Origin of the sequence: Terribacillus sp. JSM ZJ617 (assembly GCF_044383785.1) — a bacterium.
Lineage (GTDB): Bacteria > Bacillota > Bacilli > Bacillales > Amphibacillaceae > Terribacillus.
Genome location: NZ_JBISEQ010000006.1, coordinates 128,083 through 145,416 on the forward strand (window position 1 = coordinate 128,083; position 17,334 = coordinate 145,416).

General features: G+C 37.4%; 15 protein-coding genes and 1 pseudogene. 2 read left to right on the forward strand and 14 right to left on the reverse strand.

Annotation, left to right across the window (positions count from 1 at the left end; translation table 11 throughout):
• Positions 1-577: 577 nt before the first annotated feature.
• The 3 genes and pseudogenes from ACH6C1_RS17190 to ACH6C1_RS17200 form a co-directional block, all read right to left on the reverse strand.
• Positions 578-934 (reverse strand): annotated as a pseudogene (locus ACH6C1_RS17190) (rhodanese-like domain-containing protein); the annotation flags it as partial.
• Positions 935-1,074: 140 nt separating this feature from the next.
• The gene (locus ACH6C1_RS17195) at positions 1,075-2,343 is read right to left on the reverse strand and encodes an NAD(P)-binding domain-containing protein (RefSeq protein ID WP_374079239.1); all 1,269 of its coding nucleotides are present in this window, start codon (positions 2,341-2,343) and stop codon (positions 1,075-1,077) included.
• A gap of 19 nt (positions 2,344-2,362) precedes the next feature.
• A complete protein-coding gene (locus tag ACH6C1_RS17200; protein ID WP_374079241.1) occupies positions 2,363-2,695 on the reverse strand; it encodes an ArsR/SmtB family transcription factor in 333 nt (110 codons plus the stop codon).
• A 191-nt stretch (positions 2,696-2,886) separates the two neighbouring features.
• On the opposite strand from ACH6C1_RS17200, the gene ACH6C1_RS17205 reads away from it, so the two are divergent.
• Together ACH6C1_RS17205 and ACH6C1_RS17210 are read left to right on the forward strand one after the other, a co-directional pair.
• A complete protein-coding gene (locus tag ACH6C1_RS17205; protein WP_374079243.1) occupies positions 2,887-3,255 on the forward strand; it encodes an ArsR/SmtB family transcription factor in 369 nt (122 codons plus the stop codon).
• Between the two features lie 28 nt (positions 3,256-3,283).
• Positions 3,284-5,377: a heavy metal translocating P-type ATPase gene (locus ACH6C1_RS17210; protein ID WP_374079405.1), complete on the forward strand. Its 2,094-nt coding sequence runs from the start codon at positions 3,284-3,286 to the stop codon at positions 5,375-5,377.
• Between the two features lie 77 nt (positions 5,378-5,454).
• On the opposite strand, the gene ACH6C1_RS17215 is transcribed toward ACH6C1_RS17210, so the two are convergent.
• The 11 genes from ACH6C1_RS17215 to ACH6C1_RS17265 form a co-directional block, all read right to left on the reverse strand.
• A complete protein-coding gene (locus ACH6C1_RS17215; RefSeq protein WP_374079246.1) occupies positions 5,455-6,027 on the reverse strand; it encodes a YdhK family protein in 573 nt (190 codons plus the stop codon).
• A 232-nt stretch (positions 6,028-6,259) separates the two neighbouring features.
• On the reverse strand, positions 6,260-7,903 hold the full coding sequence (locus tag ACH6C1_RS17220) for an FAD-dependent oxidoreductase (RefSeq protein ID WP_374079249.1): 1,644 nt from the start codon (positions 7,901-7,903) through the stop codon (positions 6,260-6,262).
• A 16-nt stretch (positions 7,904-7,919) separates the two neighbouring features.
• Positions 7,920-9,218, reverse strand: a complete 1,299-nt coding sequence (locus ACH6C1_RS17225; RefSeq protein ID WP_374079251.1) for an arsenic transporter — start codon at positions 9,216-9,218, stop codon at positions 7,920-7,922.
• Positions 9,219-9,230: 12 nt separating this feature from the next.
• Positions 9,231-9,578 carry an ArsR/SmtB family transcription factor gene (locus ACH6C1_RS17230; protein WP_374079253.1) on the reverse strand — a complete coding sequence of 116 codons (348 nt, stop codon included), beginning with the start codon at positions 9,576-9,578 and terminating at the stop codon, positions 9,231-9,233.
• 892 nt (positions 9,579-10,470) lie between these two features.
• Positions 10,471-10,782 (reverse strand): STAS domain-containing protein, encoded by a 312-nt coding sequence (locus ACH6C1_RS17235; protein WP_374079255.1) that lies wholly within the window; start codon positions 10,780-10,782, stop codon positions 10,471-10,473.
• Between the two features lie 24 nt (positions 10,783-10,806).
• A complete protein-coding gene (locus ACH6C1_RS17240; RefSeq protein ID WP_374079258.1) occupies positions 10,807-12,867 on the reverse strand; it encodes a flagellar assembly protein A in 2,061 nt (686 codons plus the stop codon).
• 15 nt (positions 12,868-12,882) lie between these two features.
• On the reverse strand, positions 12,883-13,719 hold the full coding sequence (locus ACH6C1_RS17245) for a PP2C family protein-serine/threonine phosphatase (protein WP_374079259.1): 837 nt from the start codon (positions 13,717-13,719) through the stop codon (positions 12,883-12,885).
• A gap of 1 nt (position 13,720) precedes the next feature.
• Complete coding sequence (locus ACH6C1_RS17250) at positions 13,721-14,047, reverse strand: STAS domain-containing protein (RefSeq protein WP_374079261.1); 327 nt, start codon at positions 14,045-14,047, stop codon at positions 13,721-13,723.
• Positions 14,044-15,642 carry a HAMP domain-containing protein gene (locus ACH6C1_RS17255; RefSeq protein ID WP_374079263.1) on the reverse strand — a complete coding sequence of 533 codons (1,599 nt, stop codon included), beginning with the start codon at positions 15,640-15,642 and terminating at the stop codon, positions 14,044-14,046. Before ACH6C1_RS17255 ends, ACH6C1_RS17250 begins: the two co-directional genes overlap by 4 nt.
• A gap of 4 nt (positions 15,643-15,646) precedes the next feature.
• Entirely contained in the window at positions 15,647-17,101 is a 1,455-nt protein-coding gene (locus ACH6C1_RS17260; protein ID WP_374079265.1) for a class I adenylate-forming enzyme family protein, read from the reverse strand.
• The gene (locus ACH6C1_RS17265) at positions 17,098-17,334 is read right to left on the reverse strand and encodes an acyl carrier protein (RefSeq protein WP_374079268.1); all 237 of its coding nucleotides are present in this window, start codon (positions 17,332-17,334) and stop codon (positions 17,098-17,100) included. The genes ACH6C1_RS17260 and ACH6C1_RS17265 overlap by 4 nt, the downstream gene beginning before the upstream one ends.

A 17,334-nucleotide genomic window follows, 5' to 3' on the forward strand; every position in this document is an offset into this window, starting at 1 on the left:
TCTTACCCTTAATGCATCCCTACTATAGACTTGTTGATACGATTGCATAGCTATGAACAGCTACCGATCCGCAACAAGCAATTGGAAACTCTGCTTGCGGATGACTATCAGCTGCTAGTACATATATTGATTCTTTCTGCTCAAGCGTCTTTCAGAAACCGTAGCGGCTCGAAAGTAGACTACAGGATATGTAATAGGATCTTTCGACTCTTGTAATCCTTCGGGGAGTTCTCCAAAACTGGAGTGATTCATACTGGAGGATCCATTTCTGAATGATTTTCTGTGTTGCTTGAACCACTGTTATCATCTTGCTCATTGGAGCAAGCAACTAGCCCGACTACAAATAGAACCATAAAAATGGGTCTTTTTATTTTTCATTTTCAAACCTCCTTTTTAATGAATTATACCCCGGATGGGTATTTTATTAAACTATACTTAGTAACTATATTGGTTGGAAAAATCATACCCGATTAGGTTGGAATGTCCTCACCATTACATCATAAGAATTCCATGCATTATTACACTATAGAATTGGAGCAGTTCAGGTAGGGGCTCTAATTTTTGTTACTTGCTTGCTCTATCTATAGTGTTGATAGTTCTTATTACCACCAGACAAGTTGTATACTTCTTTGAATCCTTGGTTTCTCAATACATTTTGAACAGTATTTCCTTTAACTCCACTATTGCAGTACGTAACAGTTGGTAGGTTAGGGTCAAAGTCTTAAGCTTTCTCTCTAAGTTCTGCCAAAGGAATATTAACTGCCCCTGTTACACTAGAAGCTTCATACTGTTTGGCTGCTCATGTATCTATAACTTGTATCTTATCACCATTAGCAATGCGGACTTCTAACTGTTCCGGTGTGATAAGACGGTTCTTCTGTTCAATTGCATTCTGCAATGCCATCCCAGTACACATAACAGGATCCTTCGTGCTGTCTTTCCCTCAATTTCTGCAACCAGTCTGCCAAACAATAACGTGCTTTTGTTCCACTATCTATACCGATCTTGTAAATGTCCCTAACGCGCTCCCAATCGTTTTTATCTAAATCTCGTACTAGTACTGATTTCATTACCTTAGCACCCGCAGCAACTTTGTTGTTTTGCAGTAACGACATTAGTCTTACATACACCTGTTTCTGGAAGTTTCAACTGTACTTGTTTAGCCGATTCAACGTCACCTGCAATAGAAGCGACAATGGATCTTACCTGCTCGTATCCTGTAGCCAGTAAGAATGTAGGAGCTCTGCCGTAGCTCTTAACTCCAGCAAAGTAGAAGTTTTTTTCTGGGTGTTTCAATTCTTCCTCGCCGTGTGGACGAACTGTTCCGCAGCTATGCAAGTTTGGATCAATAAGCGGTGCTAATGCTGGTGTACTCTCTACAATCGGATCAATTACGTACCGAACTTCTCGAAGGAAGCTATAATCTGGCCGCGCACCTGTATTAACTACAATTTCATCAACGGAAGAGATAACATTTCCTTCCTTACTGCTCAATGTATATTTGGATCCGTCATAATCAATCTCTTCTACATTATACGGAGCGAATACATCTATAACCCCTTGTTCCACAAGCTTATGAGCGCTTGATCCTAATGCACCTCGAGCTGCAAGTTGATCTTGTTCTTCTCCACCAAATGCAGACACCGGTGATGCTCTTCTAAGTATCCAAGATATCTTCGTTAACGGATGATCTGCTTTCAGCTCCGCTAGGTTCAGCAAGGTATTCAATGCAGAGTGTCCTGAACCAATCACAACCGTATGCTTATTTTTAAACACTTCCGGTTTCTGTTGCACTGCTGGAATATTTGTATGTACTGAATCTTTTATAGACGAATCAAGCCATACACCGTCAGCATAAGGTGGATTTGGATTTTGCCAAGTTCCGCTTACATCTATGATTGCTGAAGCTCTTACCTTCTCTAGTTTAGATCCATTTTTATAATGGACAACGAATGCTCGTTCATTTCTGTTATCAGACTTTAATTTATCCGCACCATCTTTAGTTACAGCAATAACCTCGGAATTAAAGCGTATATTCTCTTGCAATACTTGTAGCTGTGAAAGTGGTTTTAGATATCCATTTACTAACTCTTGACCAGTTGGCAACTTATCCTTATCCGGATGTTGCCATTCCGTTTCAGATAATAGCTTCGTTGCTGCTTGATTCGTGTTGTACTCCCAAGGAGAAAATAGTTGAACGTGACCCCATTCTAGAATGTTGCTTCCTACGCTTTCCCCTTTTTCCAAAATCACAAAAGCCAAATCATATTCCACTAAATGTGCCGCAGCCGCTAAGCCTATAGGACCTGCCCCAATAATTAGTACAGGTAATTGATTACTCATATTACTCCACCCCTTTGATTTAGTTAGTACAGCATTTATCAGCTTTTACCGCTGGACCCCTGAATAAGCAGCAAAGTTCTTCAGAAAGTATGTGGTTCAACATAGATGGATTTAACCCATAATAATTCCACGTACCACGCTTTTCTTTCGTAATTAAGTCAGCATCGAGAAGAATCTTCAAATGGTAAGAAAGCTTAGACTGCGCCATTTCCATCGATTCAGTAAGGTCACAAACACAAATAGGTTCCTCTGGTGATTCAGATAATAACTGTAATAGCTCTAAACGTTTCGTATCAGCTAAAGCTTTGAATATTCCCTGATAATCACTTAGCACAAGCTCCTTCGTTTCCATAACGCCATCTCCTTACATCAAATATTTTTGATGTTTGTAAATGAATAATACATCAACTTTTTTTGATATACAACCCAAATGTTCAATTTATCTGAAAGTTCATCTGTAACATTCAAGTATCCACTTGAATAATATACAAATTAAGTTAAACTATATTCAAATAGATATTTGAATGATATGGAGTGATTATTGTGAGCAAGAAGGATACCTGTGAGATATATTGTTATGACGAGAAGAAGGTAAACCGTATACAAGAGGATTTGCAGTCAGTCAATATCCTAAGTGTTGCTCAAATGTTGAAAGCAATTGCCGACGAAAATAGAGCTAAAATCACTTATATATTATGCCAAGATGACGAACTCTGCGTCTGTGACATTGCCAATGTCTTGGGTATTACTGTTGCTAATGCATCCCATCATTTACGGACTCTTCATAAGCAAGGGATTGTTAAGTATAGAAAAGAAGGTAAACTGGCTTTTTATTCTTTGGACAATAATCATATTAAACAGATAATGGAAATTGCTCTGGCTCATCAAAACGAGGTGAAGGTCAGTGTCTAGCAAGAATATAGGATTAACCGAGGAAGAAATGAAAGCATACCGTGTACAAGGACTCTCCTGCTCTAACTGTGCAGCTAAATTCGAACGTAACGTTAAAGAATTGCCAGGAGTCCAGGATGCAAAAATAAATTTTGGTGCTGCAAAGATCTATGTTAACGGCGATACAACAATTGAAGATTTAGAAAAGGCCGGTGCTTTTGAAAACCTAAAGATTCGAGAAGAGAGAGAAAAGAAAGTTGAACGCTCCCCCTTTTGGAAGCAAAAAGAAAACATTAAAGTTTATATTTCAGCTTTTCTCGTCCTACTAAGTTGGGGCTTGAGTACACAATACGGCGAAGAACATATTATACCGACAGTTGGTTATGCAGCAGCTATTTTAATTGGTGGTTATTCTCTCTTTATAAAAGGGCTTAAGAACCTAAGCCGATTAAGTTTTGATATGAACACGCTTATGACCATCGCAATCATTGGTGCCGCCATTATTGGCGAATGGGGCGAAGGTGCAACGGTAGTAATCCTATTTGCTATTAGTGAGGCATTGGAACGATATTCAATGGATAAGGCTCGCCAATCCATTGAATCATTAATGGACATTGCTCCTAATGAAGCATTAGTCCGCCGAAGCGGTAAAGAACTTATGGTTAGTGTGGAAGATATACAAATCGGCGATACGATGATTGTCAAACCGGGACAAAAGTTAGCGATGGATGGCGTTGTTACAAAAGGTATCTCAACCCTTAACCAAGCAGCGATTACTGGCGAAAGTGTCCCTGTGACTAAAGCAGTTGAAGATGAAGTGTTTGCAGGAACTCTGAACGAAGAAGGTTTACTTGAAGTTAAAATTACCAAAAGCGTAGAAGATACTACCCTATCGAAAATCATTCACCTTGTGGAAGAAGCCCAAGCAGAAAGAGCGCCTTCTCAAGCTTTCGTTGATAAGTTTGCAAAGTACTATACCCCAGCAATCCTAATTATCGCACTTCTAATTGCCATCATTCCACCTCTTCTGTTTAATGCAGACTGGAGTAAATGGGTTTACGAGGGCTTAGCAGTATTGGTAGTAGGTTGTCCTTGTGCTTTGGTCGTCTCCACACCAGTTGCTATAGTTACTGCTATAGGTAATGCAGCAAGAAAAGGTGTATTGATTAAAGGCGGTATCCATTTAGAAGAAGCTGGGTCCTTAAAAGCTATAGCCTTTGATAAGACAGGAACTTTAACCAAAGGTGTTCCAACTGTCACAAATCTAGTGACCTTTGGCGGTAAAGAGGATGAGTTATTAGCTATAACAGCAGCAATTGAAAATGGATCGCAGCATCCCCTTGCTTCCTCAATTGTAAGAGAAGCAGAAACAAAGGATGTAAATTTCGGCTCAATTCAAGTCGATGACTTTCAATCCATTACTGGTAAAGGTGTTAAAGCAGTTGTTAATAATGAAACTTATTATGTAGGAAGTCCCACTCTCTTCTCAGAACTGCATCAAACGATTGATAAGAATCTCAACAGCCAGATTGAGCAGCTGCAAAATGAAGGAAAGACCGTAATGTTTTTAGGAACAGTAAAACAAATACAATTATTAATTGCTGTAACCGATGAAATAAGAGAGTCTTCAAAAGAGGTTATTAGTAGCTTGAATAACCTTGGTATAGATACCGTGATGCTTACTGGTGATAATAAAATGACTGCCAGTACAATAGGTAAGCAAGTCGGTGTATCTAACATTGAAGCAAATCTGCTACCAGAGGATAAGCTGAATTTCATTAAGAAGCTTCGTAACAATCACAACAGTGTGGCTATGGTCGGAGATGGCGTAAATGATGCACCTGCATTAGCTGCTTCTACAGTTGGAGTAGCAATGGGCGGCGCTGGAACGGATACAGCGCTTGAGACTGCTGATATTGCTTTGATGTCAGATGATTTAAGTAAGTTACCATACACCATTAATTTAAGCCGAAAAGCATTACACATTATTAAGCAGAACATCACTTTCTCTCTAGCTATCAAATTGCTTGCATTACTATTAGTAGTACCAGGCTGGTTAACGCTTTGGATAGCAATTTTTGCAGATATGGGAGCAACATTATTAGTTACATTAAATAGTTTGCGCCTACTTAAAATAAAATAGAAGAGCTGCCTATGCAGCTCTTCTTTTTGATTAACCTCGTTTTTTAAAACATCAATTTAAGTCCCTCTGACAATTGATTATTCTGCTGAAGACAATTCCTCTTCGGTTACCCATTTGTGATTTTTCACTTCTTCCCCACCAGTAGTAGGAGTGTAATCTAACATATAAACAGTAGTTTGTTCAGCTGATTCAATGGTAGCCTTTGCCCCATCCATACCTTCCATATGCTCTGCATTAAGCGTAACTTCAGTACCAGGCTCAAGAGGTTCTGAACTTGCATCTTCAACCTCTTCTTGAATGACCCATTTATGGTTTGTAACCTCATTGCCTCCTTTGGTAGGTTTATAGGAGATTACATATGCAGTAGTATCATATGCCCCGGAGACAGTAGCCTCTGCACCTTCCATACCTTCCATATGGCTCGCGTTAATAATTACCTTACTTCCTACAGGGTATGTAGGATCTTCAGACTCTTGTAGTCCTTCTGGAACTTCTCCAGAACTAGAGTGATTCATACTGGAGTGATCCATTTCTGAATGATCTTCTGTGTTGCTTGAACCACTGTTGTCATCTTGCTCACTGGAGCAAGCAACTAGCCCGACTACAAATAGAACCATTAAAAACGGGAAAATGATCTTTTTATTTTTCATTTCCATACCTCCTTTTAAATAAATTATACCCCAAGGGGGTATTATATTAAACTACACTTAGTAACTAAATTCTTGGAAAAATCATACACGATTAGGTTGGAATGTCCTCACCATTACATCTTAAGAATTCCATGCATTATTACACTATAGTAATTGGAGCAGTTCAGGTAGGGTTTAGAATCGAAGTCACTAAAAGAGCCCCTATCTTCTCAGGTAGGGGCTCTAATTTTTGTTACTTGCTTGCTCTATAGTGTTGATAGTTCTTATTACCACCGGACAAGTTGTATACTTCTTTGAATCCTTGGTTTCTCAATACATTTTGAGCAGCATTTCCTGTAACTCCACTATTACAGTAAGTAACAGTTGGTAGGTTAGGGTCTAAGTCTTTAGCTTTTTCTCTAAGTTCTGCCAAAGGAATATTAACTGCCCCTGTTACACTAGAATCTTCATACTGTTTGGCTGCTCGTGTATCTATAACTTGTATCTTATCATCATTAGCAATACGGACTTCTAACTGTTCTGGTGTGATAAGTCGGTTCTTCTGTTCAATTGCATTCTGTAAGGCCATTCCAGTATACATAACAGGATCTTTTGTAGTACTAAACGGTGGTGCATAAGCTAGATCTAAATGGAATAAATCCTCAGCTTTTGCTTTAAATGTGATTGCAGTTGCAAAGACATCTATGCGTTTATCAACACCACTTTGCCCAACTGCTTGTACGCCCAAAATGTGCCCGGTATTACGATTGGCTAGCGCCTTAATGACCATCTCTTTTCCACCAAGGTATTCTGCACTGGCAGGCTTAATATTATGAAGAACTTCGATGTCATAACCCAACTCTAACGCTTCTTTTTCACTTAAACCTGTTTGGCCAACTGCTAAGTTAAATACGCGTAGTATACCAGTACCTAAGATACCGCGGTGTTCTAATTTCCCACCAGTTATAACATCTCCAGCAATCCGTCCCATTTTATTAGCTGTAGAACCTAATGGACGATAGATAGGTTCTTCTGTTATTAGAGAATAGCTCTCCGCTACATCTCCCACTGCATATACATCCGGTAGATTCGTTTGCATTTGTTTATTTACAGCAATAGCTCCGGTCTTTCCGATCTCTACACCGATTTTTTTTGCAAGCTTCGTATTAGGACGAACACCAATCGCAAGGAATACAATATCAGACTCGATTTCGTTGCCCGATGCTGTTACTACACCGCTAGGCTTGATTTCACTTGCTTCCTCATTTAATAGTAGATTTACTCCGTTATCACGCAAGACTTTCTCCACTCTCGCCGCCATATCTTTATCAAAATGAGGCATTACTTGGTTACTACGTTGTACAATTGTTACTTCTATACCTTTATGCGTTAGCTGTTCAGCCAACTCTAAACCGATATAGCCAGCTCCGACAATTGTAGCTTTGTTCGGATTCTTTTGTACCATATACCGATCAATAGCGGTTGCATCTTGAATTGTACGAACATTAAACACGTGTTCTTGGTCTACTCCTGGAATCTCTGGAACTAGAGGTGTTGCGCCTGTAGCAAAAACCAATGTGTCGTACTTATCTTCTTTCTCTTCTTCAGTATCCAGATTCTTAACCGTTACTGTCTTTCGTTCATGATCAATATTTATGACTTCGTGACGAGTGAAAATGTCTACGTTATAACGCTTCTTAAACCACTGCGCACTCCGTGGAGTTAGTGTATCCACTTCATCGACCTCACCGCCCAAGAAATAAGGAATTCCACAAATGGAGTAAGAGATATCGTAATCAGCGTTATAAAGAGTAATCTCCGCACTCTCGTCGTTACGGCGTGCTTTTGCGGCTACAGATGTACCAGCTGCTACAGATCCTATGATGATGATTTTCATAATGTACTATCTCCTTTTAGTGAATAATTAATAGCCATATATATAGGCCGACTAGTGTAATAAATAGAGTTGGAATGGTTAATATTATTCCGGTCTTAAAGTAAGTACCCCAGGAAATCTTAACGCCTTTCTGAGATAAGACATGAAGCCACAACAGAGTAGCTAACGACCCAATAGGTGTAATTTTCGGACCTAAATCAGACCCTATTACGTTTGCATATATAAGTGCTTCTCGCATAACACCAACGGTTTCAGTGTTACCGATAGCAATAGCGTCAATCATAACTGTCGGCATATTGTTCATAATAGATGACAGAATTGCAGCTACAAATCCCATCCCAATCGTACCGATGAATAGACCTTGGTCTGCCATAACTTGTATGCCGTCAGCTAAAATATCAGTGAGTCCTACATTGCGGAGACCGTAAACAACCACGTACATTCCTATTGAGAAGAATACAATTGCCCAAGGTGCACCTTTTACTACTGATTTAATTGGAACAGCCGAACTTCTTCTTGCCGTAATCAAGAAGATTATCGCAACAATACCTGCAATGATAGAAACAGGAACATTAATGAATTCACTCACAAGATATCCAATTAACAAGATACCTAGTACAAACCAAGAAAGCTTGAACATCTTCTTGTCTTTAATAGCAGAAGCTGGATCCTTAAGTAACTTTAAATCATAAGTCTTTGGAATGCTTTTTCGGAAAAATAGATACAAAACTAAAATACTTGCTCCTAAAGAGAAAAAGTTTGGAATAATCATCCGTGAAGCATATTCTAAGAAGGTAATCCCAAAGTAATCCGCTGATACAATATTAACCAAGTTACTCACTACTAGAGGTAACGAAGTTGTGTCAGCCAAGAATCCACTAGCAATAATGTAAGGAAAGATTATCTTATCATCAAACTTCAATGCCCTTACCATAGCTAGCACAATTGGAGTCAGAATTAACGCGGCCCCGTCATTCGCAAAGAACGCTGCCACAATCGCTCCGAGAATGGAGACATAAATGAACATACGAAGTCCATTGCCTTTAGCCGCTTTAGCCATATGTAATGCTGCCCATTCAAAAAAACCTATTTCATCTAGGATTAATGAGATTATAATAATAGCTACAAACGCTAGCGTTGCATTCCACACAATGGACGTAACATCCAAAACATCTTTAAAATCAACTACACCAACAAGCAGGGCCAAGACCGCACCACCACAAGCTGACCAACCTATAGATAAATTTTTAGGCTGCCATATTACGAAAGCTAATGTTACCAGGAAAATCAAAGATGCTAAGATAACTGAAACCATTTATTTACCCTCCTAATTACAATCCACCGGACAATCCTTTTTCTTGATGGTTTGAAAGACTGGATCGTTTTCATCAACCTGATCTAAAATACTAAGGACTAAATCCTTCCCATCGAACTCATCACTTATAGAAAAGAATCTCCACTGCCCTCTTTTTTCTTCGTGAAGCATTCCAGTATTTTTAAGCTTGCGCAAATGCTGACTAATTGCAGGCTGGCTAGTGTCAAACATCTCGACAAACTGACATACGCAATATGCTTGTTCTTTGACGAGCTTTAATATCATAAGTCGAGTAGGATCACTAAGTAACTTTAGACAAGTAGTTGTACTTTTCACGTCCGATTTCCATCGTAAGTGCATATAGGTCACCTTCCTTTACTAGATGCGACCATTATATAAATATTCAATTATATAAGTCAATGATTATATAAGATTTTACTTATATAAAAAGTAATTTATTGACACATGTTCTTATATTCATATTTGTAGAATAAACAAATTCATAATTTATGAGCTGGTTAAAAGTCTCTTTAAAATCTATTTGAATATACAGAGATTTGCTATGTGATCCACGAACTGACTAACTACGATGGACAAGAAAAGAACCTCCGCAAATGAGGTTCTTTCCTGTTAATCTGTTGCTTTCGTATGCTTTTTGCGAGTAGAATTGAGAATTATATAGTCTATGTAAATCTACCATCAAGGCCGTTTCCAAATTAACGGGCCCCAGAAATACTCCTGTCATAACTTCAACATCAATTCTTTCAATGGAGTACACTGCTCTGTTATCTCAGGTTATATCAGCTATCATCGAGGACATTTTGAATACTATTGTCAGGCTTACGTAGTCTGCGTCTGCCTCACTCCTATTATATTCTCATTGTATTTTCCTGGAACTGCATTTTTCATCTTCGGTTGGAGTGCAGTAAATTCAATCAAAGAAAACGCGTGTCCCTATAATGGACACGCGTTTTTCATTTTTTCTTAGATTATGTCCTATAACAAGTATCATTTAGGAAATATATAAAGAGCAAGGACCATAATCCGGAATGAAGCTCACAATAACTAGAATTCGCCAAATAGTTTAACACTTAAGAGGCTGATACAGTAATCAAGATAAGCAATGCGAAAGCAGTTACCAAAGTCGGTACGCCTGGAAACGAATAACGGACTTAAATATAGACGACCGTTAATTTAACCATCGTCACTGCTACATATTGAAACAATCCGATAAACTTAAGAACAGATAGTATTAATGAAAGACTTCTTTCCCTAGGATTTCAGGAAGTTGTAAAAGATCAAATATACCATAAACTTCATCATTTACATTAGAAATAGTTACTTTTGTTCGATTTTCTTTTAGTTTATTCACTAAAGTTATCAATAAACCCATTCCAGATGAGTCAACAAATGGCACCTCTTCAAAGTTAATATTCACTTTATCAGCTACCATTAGCTCCGGAATTAATGCTTCATTTATTACTTCTGTGCTTTCAATATCGAAATCGCCAGTTAGAATGACTTGATAAATTTTACCCTCTTTTAAAACATTATATTTTAGCATATACTTGTAATTCTCCAATCTCCCTCAATCGAATATAATAATATCATTACTGTTTTTACGAGCTGTAAAGTTACTCTTCGCATACTCAAGTTTGTGTACAGCATTTCCAATACTTAATACTGTACCTTCATGAGCTTTGTTAACTTCTATGGTTTGTTCAGCGGGAACTGTTACAATCGTCTTGGTTCCACTATCGGAACCAAGTTCATTAATGATTACCCCCTCTTGTCCGTACACCTCACCGCCTCGAAGAATTCCATTTACTCTTACCTTGCCTCCAGCATGAATTTTTGTATTGATGCTGCCTTTTCCAATAATAGTGATGTCACCACTGCAGTAAAGGTTGCTATTAATAGTATCGGATACTGTTATGAATGAATTGGGTTCAATTGGAACTTCACTAAACTTCACTAATTCCTTCATTTTTTTTGATAAGTGCAGTAAACGCTCAATGGTTATTATTCGGTTGGACAATGTTAAGAATACCTCATTTATCATTTCAGCAACCTGGTGCCATCCTGCACCTTCCAAGTACTCTCTCCCATTCTTGACAACTTCCTGATAGTTCTTTGCATAAGGGATAAAGCTTTTAAATCGCTTTTCTAGAAAAATCGAAAGTAAAGGATAGAGACCTTTCGTTTCAAAATCTGATGACTTAAAAGCCGGTTCTTGCTGTAATTGTCTAATCAGTGCAATCATCGTGTCCAATTGAACATGCATCTTACCTAACAATTGTCCTAATTCTGCAATTAACATGTTATGTTTTCCTGCTGTTAGCTCTGCACTTATTACATTCCCCTTTACGGCAATTGATTTTGTCGTTACCATGTTTGCCCTAACAATGGATTTATGGACAAATATATTGCCGCCTGCCTCTACAACCATACTCTCTTCTACATCACCTAATATTTCTATATCTCCATTAAAACGAATATTACCTGAAGAAAGATTTACATCTTTGCGGTGAAAAAGTTTAGGTTTTATGGATGCTATTACTAGTGTACCTCGCTGTTCAATGGCTGGTCTACCAGACTCAACAGCTACCAGCTTATTGTCAACTTCCACTATCCCTTTTAAGTTTAGTTGTAATAGATTTGTTTGCTTTGCAGGAAGTGGTTCATTCGTAACTGTCACACCAGGTTTTCCCGGAATCGGGGCATGTACAACACCAATAACTTTGCCGAGATCTACTGTCGGGATAGAGTAAATCTCACGAAAATTTATTTTTCCGTTTTCATCTTCCACAAGACCGCTTTTAAGATCAATATCTACCATTAATTCGAGCCAACCATCTTTTCCAGGGTCCGCACTTTTCCCCCTTGCTATCTCATATGTACCTGGTTCAGAGGTCTCGATTGCAGAAATAATCTCACGATGGTTTATTCCATATATGACTCTGTGCTCTTCTAATTTCTTTATAACATCATCGTAATTTAAAGTGTTATTTGTTGTTTTGATTTTTTCAGCTTCAAGCCTTATATTATGATTGGGTCTAACATCTTTTAATTTATGCTTGATAATATAACCAGGCTCTATTTCCAGTAATACACTTAACTTTTCATCGCTGACTTTTACTTTCCACCGAGTTTCCTTTTTCTTATCACCAATATATTTTATTTCTAGAAGATCCGTTTCAGTTATTACCGTTGTACTTGTCGTAACTAGTATATTGTTTTTGAAAAGTTGAATATCATCTTCAATATCAACAGTCGCATAACCTAAAGCAGAATCCTTAACATATAAATCCCCATCTTCAATCCAGGCTTTTCCTGCTAGATCTTCCTCATCCAAAGACGGAGATTCAATTTCCTTTAATTTCTTCTGATAATTACTTTGTTCTAACTGGTCTGTCTGCAATACTTTATCAACCAAGTGCTTGACAGAAGAGTTTTCTTTATTGTTATTAACGTTTTTATTAACAAAGGTTAGTTTGACTACAGCTTTCTTCTTCCCAATTCCCATAAAACCATTTTCTTCCTGCTGAATAATCTCTATGTCCACTTCTTTTTTAGAAACACTCAATAACTCTAGTCCCAGTTCTATTGCTTCTCTTACATTTCTGCCCCTTGAAATGATACTCTTCATTGAATGTTACCTTCCTTATGGATTTAATAACGGAGAATTGTAACCAGTTAAATCAACGTCTCCATCATTATTTAACTTTAACAACACCATTGTAATATCATCTTTCTGCTTAGCTCCGTCTACAAATTTTTCTATAGAATTGATTATGTTCTTTTGCACTTCCTTCACTTGTAGAGAACAATTACGATATAATGCTTCTTTTAATCGTTCAATGCGGTACATTTCTCCATTTTCATTTTTTGCTTCTGTAATTCCATCTGTATAGAAGAAAACGAGATTACCCTCTTCTATGAAGATGGAATTAACTTTGTATTCAGTATCCGGCAGACCTCCTAACATTACATTTTTTACCTCTGGTACTTCTGTCACTTGTCCATTAAAGTTGATTACAAGCGGTACATTATGCCCCGCACTTGCATAGGTGAAAATATTTGTCTCCATATCCCATTCCGCACATAGAACTGTTACAAAGGATCCAAGAGTACGAAGATCTGCATACAATGCTTTGTTCATAGCTGTCAGAGTCTCTCCAGGACCTTCTGTGCTCTCTGAAGCACTCCGAAATGCTCCACGAGTTAAGATCATGAGCATTGCTGCAGGAATCCCCTTGCCCATCACGTCTCCGATTACAATACGCAGTTTATTGTTGGGAAGGAGGTAGAAATCAAAATAATCTCCACCTATTAACCTAGCAGGAATAGAAATGCCAGAGACCTCTCCTTTCTCAACCTCAGGTTGGGGACCGTTCAACAACTTCATCTGTATGTTTTGAGCCATTTTTATCTCTCTTACAAGAGTTCCGTTCATGTCATTCATCTTATTTTTGTTCGATGCAACATTTTGACCGAACAATCTATTTTCCCTCCCTATGCAAAGATTCAATAATTTGAAAAACGCCGATTGTCTCGAAAAGTAATTGTATTTCTTCATTTATCCCCTTAAGCTCTATCCCGAAGTGTTTAGATTTAGCTTCATATACAAGGTTAATGATTGAACCGATGCCAGTTGAATCGATAAATTCCAATCCATTGAAGTCAATAATTACTCTTTCTACTTTTTCCTCAATGATAGCTAGATGTTCGTTAAATAAATCCATCGTGGTATAATCTAAAGTACCTGCAACAGAAATATTGCATGTTTTTTCCTTAACTACCATATTGACATCAATCATATCTTTCATTTTGAAACCCCCTCATTGCTACGTTCATCCAAATGAAATTCTTCCAAACTCTTTAGCAGTTTCTTAGATATCTCAGATAATGAAGATGATTGATTGTGCAAGGATTTTAAGAGGTCCGATAATGTTATGGTCATTTCTGTTGTTGAGTTGGATTGAGTTTGTACCAACTCTCTAAGCTTAGCAAGATACATCCGTGACTCTTGGTCATCTTTAACCTCCTTGGATAAGTGAGTCTCTATCTCTTGAATTATATAATTGATATCTTCCGTTTTACCTCTGATTTCAGCTGTAGCATCGATCGACATAGAATATACCTTATCAACAGTGTTATTTGCTTCTGATTCTAATAAAAATGCATGCCTCTCCGTGAGTATAGCTTGTTCCCGGGTCTGGGATAAAACGCCATTTAAACTACCCGCCATCATATTTATACTTTGAGACAACTTTCCGAGGTCTCCCTTATCACTGACTTTACTACGAACTGTAAAATCGCCAGTTTCAAGTGATTTGATTTGTGAAATAATTTTCGAGATATTTTTATATATTTGGTTGAAAAACCGCGTTGTAGTTAGGAAAAGAATGATTAATGATACAAATCCGAACCCAATTAGGATGTAGGAATAACTCTTAAACGGAGCACTCATTTTATCGTAATCTAAAGCTACATATATAACCCGACCGTCATCGTAAGGAATGAACATTTTATATATTTTTTTCCCATCATTCTTCTCTATCTTAGTGACTAGCTTAGGATTTTGGGCCATATCAACCAGTATCTTATTATCTGTATTATATTTGTAATCTCCGTATACTACCTTTTCCAATGGAGGATACATTTTTTCTGACAGACTCGGATCAGCGAAAACTCTTGGATCTAATACGGCAATTTCCTTTGTATAGCTATGTTCCTCATTTATTTTGTCTATCCAAGTTTCCGTACCAACTTTTTGAGTGAACTGATATACTTCACTCGCTTCAATAAAGGGACTTATAATATAATTTGTTCCTGGTTCGTGATAATATGCATATTTAAAGAATTCTGGCTCTTCTCTAGAGCCTGACTGGGCTGTGTACAAAACGACAATATTGTCATTCGAATAACTCGCAGGAGTCAATAAATCAAACTTCTTTCCACTTAATAGATTTTCCTGATCTTTAAGTCCATCGTCGCTAATATCTTTTAATGTAAAACCTAATTCGTCAGGCTCTGTTGACATTACGACAGAAACAACATCATTCTCATCGAATGCAAAGATATCTATTCCCGATATATCCATTTTATTTTTTAATTCCTCTAACTTATCTGTGGTTATATCCTCTGTATCTTTTGGCAACTGTTCGCTAATTTCTTTTGAAATAAGTTCTATACGATAATCTATTTGCTGTTCTATCGCACGTGAAGCAAAATCTGTCTCATTGATTCCTTGCTCTATACTTTTACCGATATTTCGCGCTTCGAATTCTATACTATTTTTCACTTGATTATTAATGAAATAATATTGTAAAATTCCAGATAGCAACGTTATACTAGCCAAAATTATTAATAGTGTGAGGAAGAATTGCTGCCGCAATGTCCTATTTTTTTTCTTTATCATGGCTTCATACCTTCTGTACATTTTCTAAGTATGCTGATCTCAAAGTCATTTTATCAACCTTTCCATTTGTAAGAGGAAAGGCATCAACAGTAATTATTCGGTCTGGCACTTTATAACCGGCAATGTGCTGAGCACAATAATATGTCAACTCTTTAAAATTAACATCCTTCTCAGGAACGATAAACGCAACAACTTGTTCTCCATAGATAGAATGGGGAGCACCTAAAACAACTGACTGCTTAACTGCAACATTATTATTTAACAACTGTTCAATTTCACCGGGGAGTACTTGTTGGCCGCCTTTTTTAATCATGTCTTTTTTTCGTCCCACTATCTCAATTTTCCCCTTCTCTACCTCTTTTACAATATCCCCCATATAAATTAATCCTTCTTGGCTTAAAGTTTTTTCATTTAAATCCGAGTTATTGTAATACTCAATAAACGAAGTGGGAGTTCTTATCAGTAGCTCTCCATCAACAATTTTGTATTTATTATCCTCCGGGATTGTAAAGACCACTTTCTCTCTTAAATCACAGTAGCCCATCGCACCACCCTCTGAGCTTCCGTACATCCCTACAAATTTGCAGTCTTCCATCAGTACGAATTGCTTCATATATTCACTAGTAATCACTTCACCAGATAGGTGCACTAACTGTAGTCGACGGACAACATTCGGGTTAACTTCTTTAGCCACTTGGTAGATCGTTTTAAAAATCGAAGGTGTACTAATTACCTTGTTGCACCTCTTTTTATTCATTAGATCGATCATTTTGATTAGATCAAAAGATTCCGGATAGATAACTGTAGATCCACTGTATATTCCATAAAATAATGCGGTAATTCCATAAAAGCCTGTCGGAGGAGCATTCAAAATAACATTATCCGTTTCTTTTAAGTCCATATAGTCAGGAAGCGTTCGATATGCAGTCTCTAATATACCCGGACTATAAATCATACCTTTTGGCACACCTGTACTACCTGAAGAACAGCAAATCAATTCTATATTACTAGTTTCTAAAGGCTTCATACTTCCCTTGATTAGAGTTTCCTTCCAATCCTCATTTGAATCACCTTCATATATGATTGTTTCAGCCTTTCTATCTTTTGCCCACTCTAGAATTTCCTCTCCGAATGTAAAACCATTGAACTGTTTGATTGTAAAAAAAATATGTGGATCTAAGTGATCAAGTATTGTCTTCAAATCATCTTTTCGTAATTGCCAGCTAATAGGTATAACAATGGCACCAAGCTTGTTTGCAGCTAAGACTAGCGCTACAAATTCGTAAATATCTGGAACGATTAGAGCAATCCTTTTCTGTTTAAGATGCTTACTATTCAATTTATCAATGTAATAATCCACTTGGTTGATTATATCCTTCACCGTATAATCATTATAAAATGTAGATAAAATGACCTTCTTGTCTTCCGAATTAAACAGCTTATTTATTATTGCATTCATGCTGTATACTCCTTCTCAAGGATTTCATATGCACCTGCAACAGTAAGTAAGTTCTCTGCTATAATAAATTTGTTGAAACCTATGCCAGTGTCTTCTCCAATTTGTACAAATAAATTCACCATATTCAACGAGTCAATTCCTAAATCATCTTTGAATGTAGATTCAGGTACGATACGTTCAACCGGTATATTTGCTATATTTGATATTAATTTCATAAATTCATCCAATGTCAT

Coding starts and splice junctions, on each gene's coding strand:
- ACH6C1_RS17235 (WP_374079255.1), bottom strand. CDS start 10,782: ATGCTAAAATATAATGTTTTAAAAGAGGGTAAAATTTATCAAGTCATT.
- ACH6C1_RS17210 (WP_374079405.1), top strand. CDS start 3,284: ATGAAAGCATACCGTGTACAAGGACTCTCCTGCTCTAACTGTGCAGCT.
- ACH6C1_RS17230 (WP_374079253.1), bottom strand. CDS start 9,578: ATGCACTTACGATGGAAATCGGACGTGAAAAGTACAACTACTTGTCTA.
- ACH6C1_RS17220 (WP_374079249.1), bottom strand. CDS start 7,903: ATGAAAATCATCATCATAGGATCTGTAGCAGCTGGTACATCTGTAGCC.
- ACH6C1_RS17195 (WP_374079239.1), bottom strand. CDS start 2,343: ATGAGTAATCAATTACCTGTACTAATTATTGGGGCAGGTCCTATAGGC.
- ACH6C1_RS17255 (WP_374079263.1), bottom strand. CDS start 15,642: ATGATAAAGAAAAAAAATAGGACATTGCGGCAGCAATTCTTCCTCACA.
- ACH6C1_RS17225 (WP_374079251.1), bottom strand. CDS start 9,218: ATGGTTTCAGTTATCTTAGCATCTTTGATTTTCCTGGTAACATTAGCT.
- ACH6C1_RS17250 (WP_374079261.1), bottom strand. CDS start 14,047: ATGAAAGATATGATTGATGTCAATATGGTAGTTAAGGAAAAAACATGC.
- ACH6C1_RS17215 (WP_374079246.1), bottom strand. CDS start 6,027: ATGAAAAATAAAAAGATCATTTTCCCGTTTTTAATGGTTCTATTTGTA.
- ACH6C1_RS17265 (WP_374079268.1), bottom strand. CDS start 17,334: ATGACATTGGATGAATTTATGAAATTAATATCAAATATAGCAAATATA.
- ACH6C1_RS17200 (WP_374079241.1), bottom strand. CDS start 2,695: ATGGAAACGAAGGAGCTTGTGCTAAGTGATTATCAGGGAATATTCAAA.
- ACH6C1_RS17240 (WP_374079258.1), bottom strand. CDS start 12,867: ATGAAGAGTATCATTTCAAGGGGCAGAAATGTAAGAGAAGCAATAGAA.
- ACH6C1_RS17260 (WP_374079265.1), bottom strand. CDS start 17,101: ATGAATGCAATAATAAATAAGCTGTTTAATTCGGAAGACAAGAAGGTC.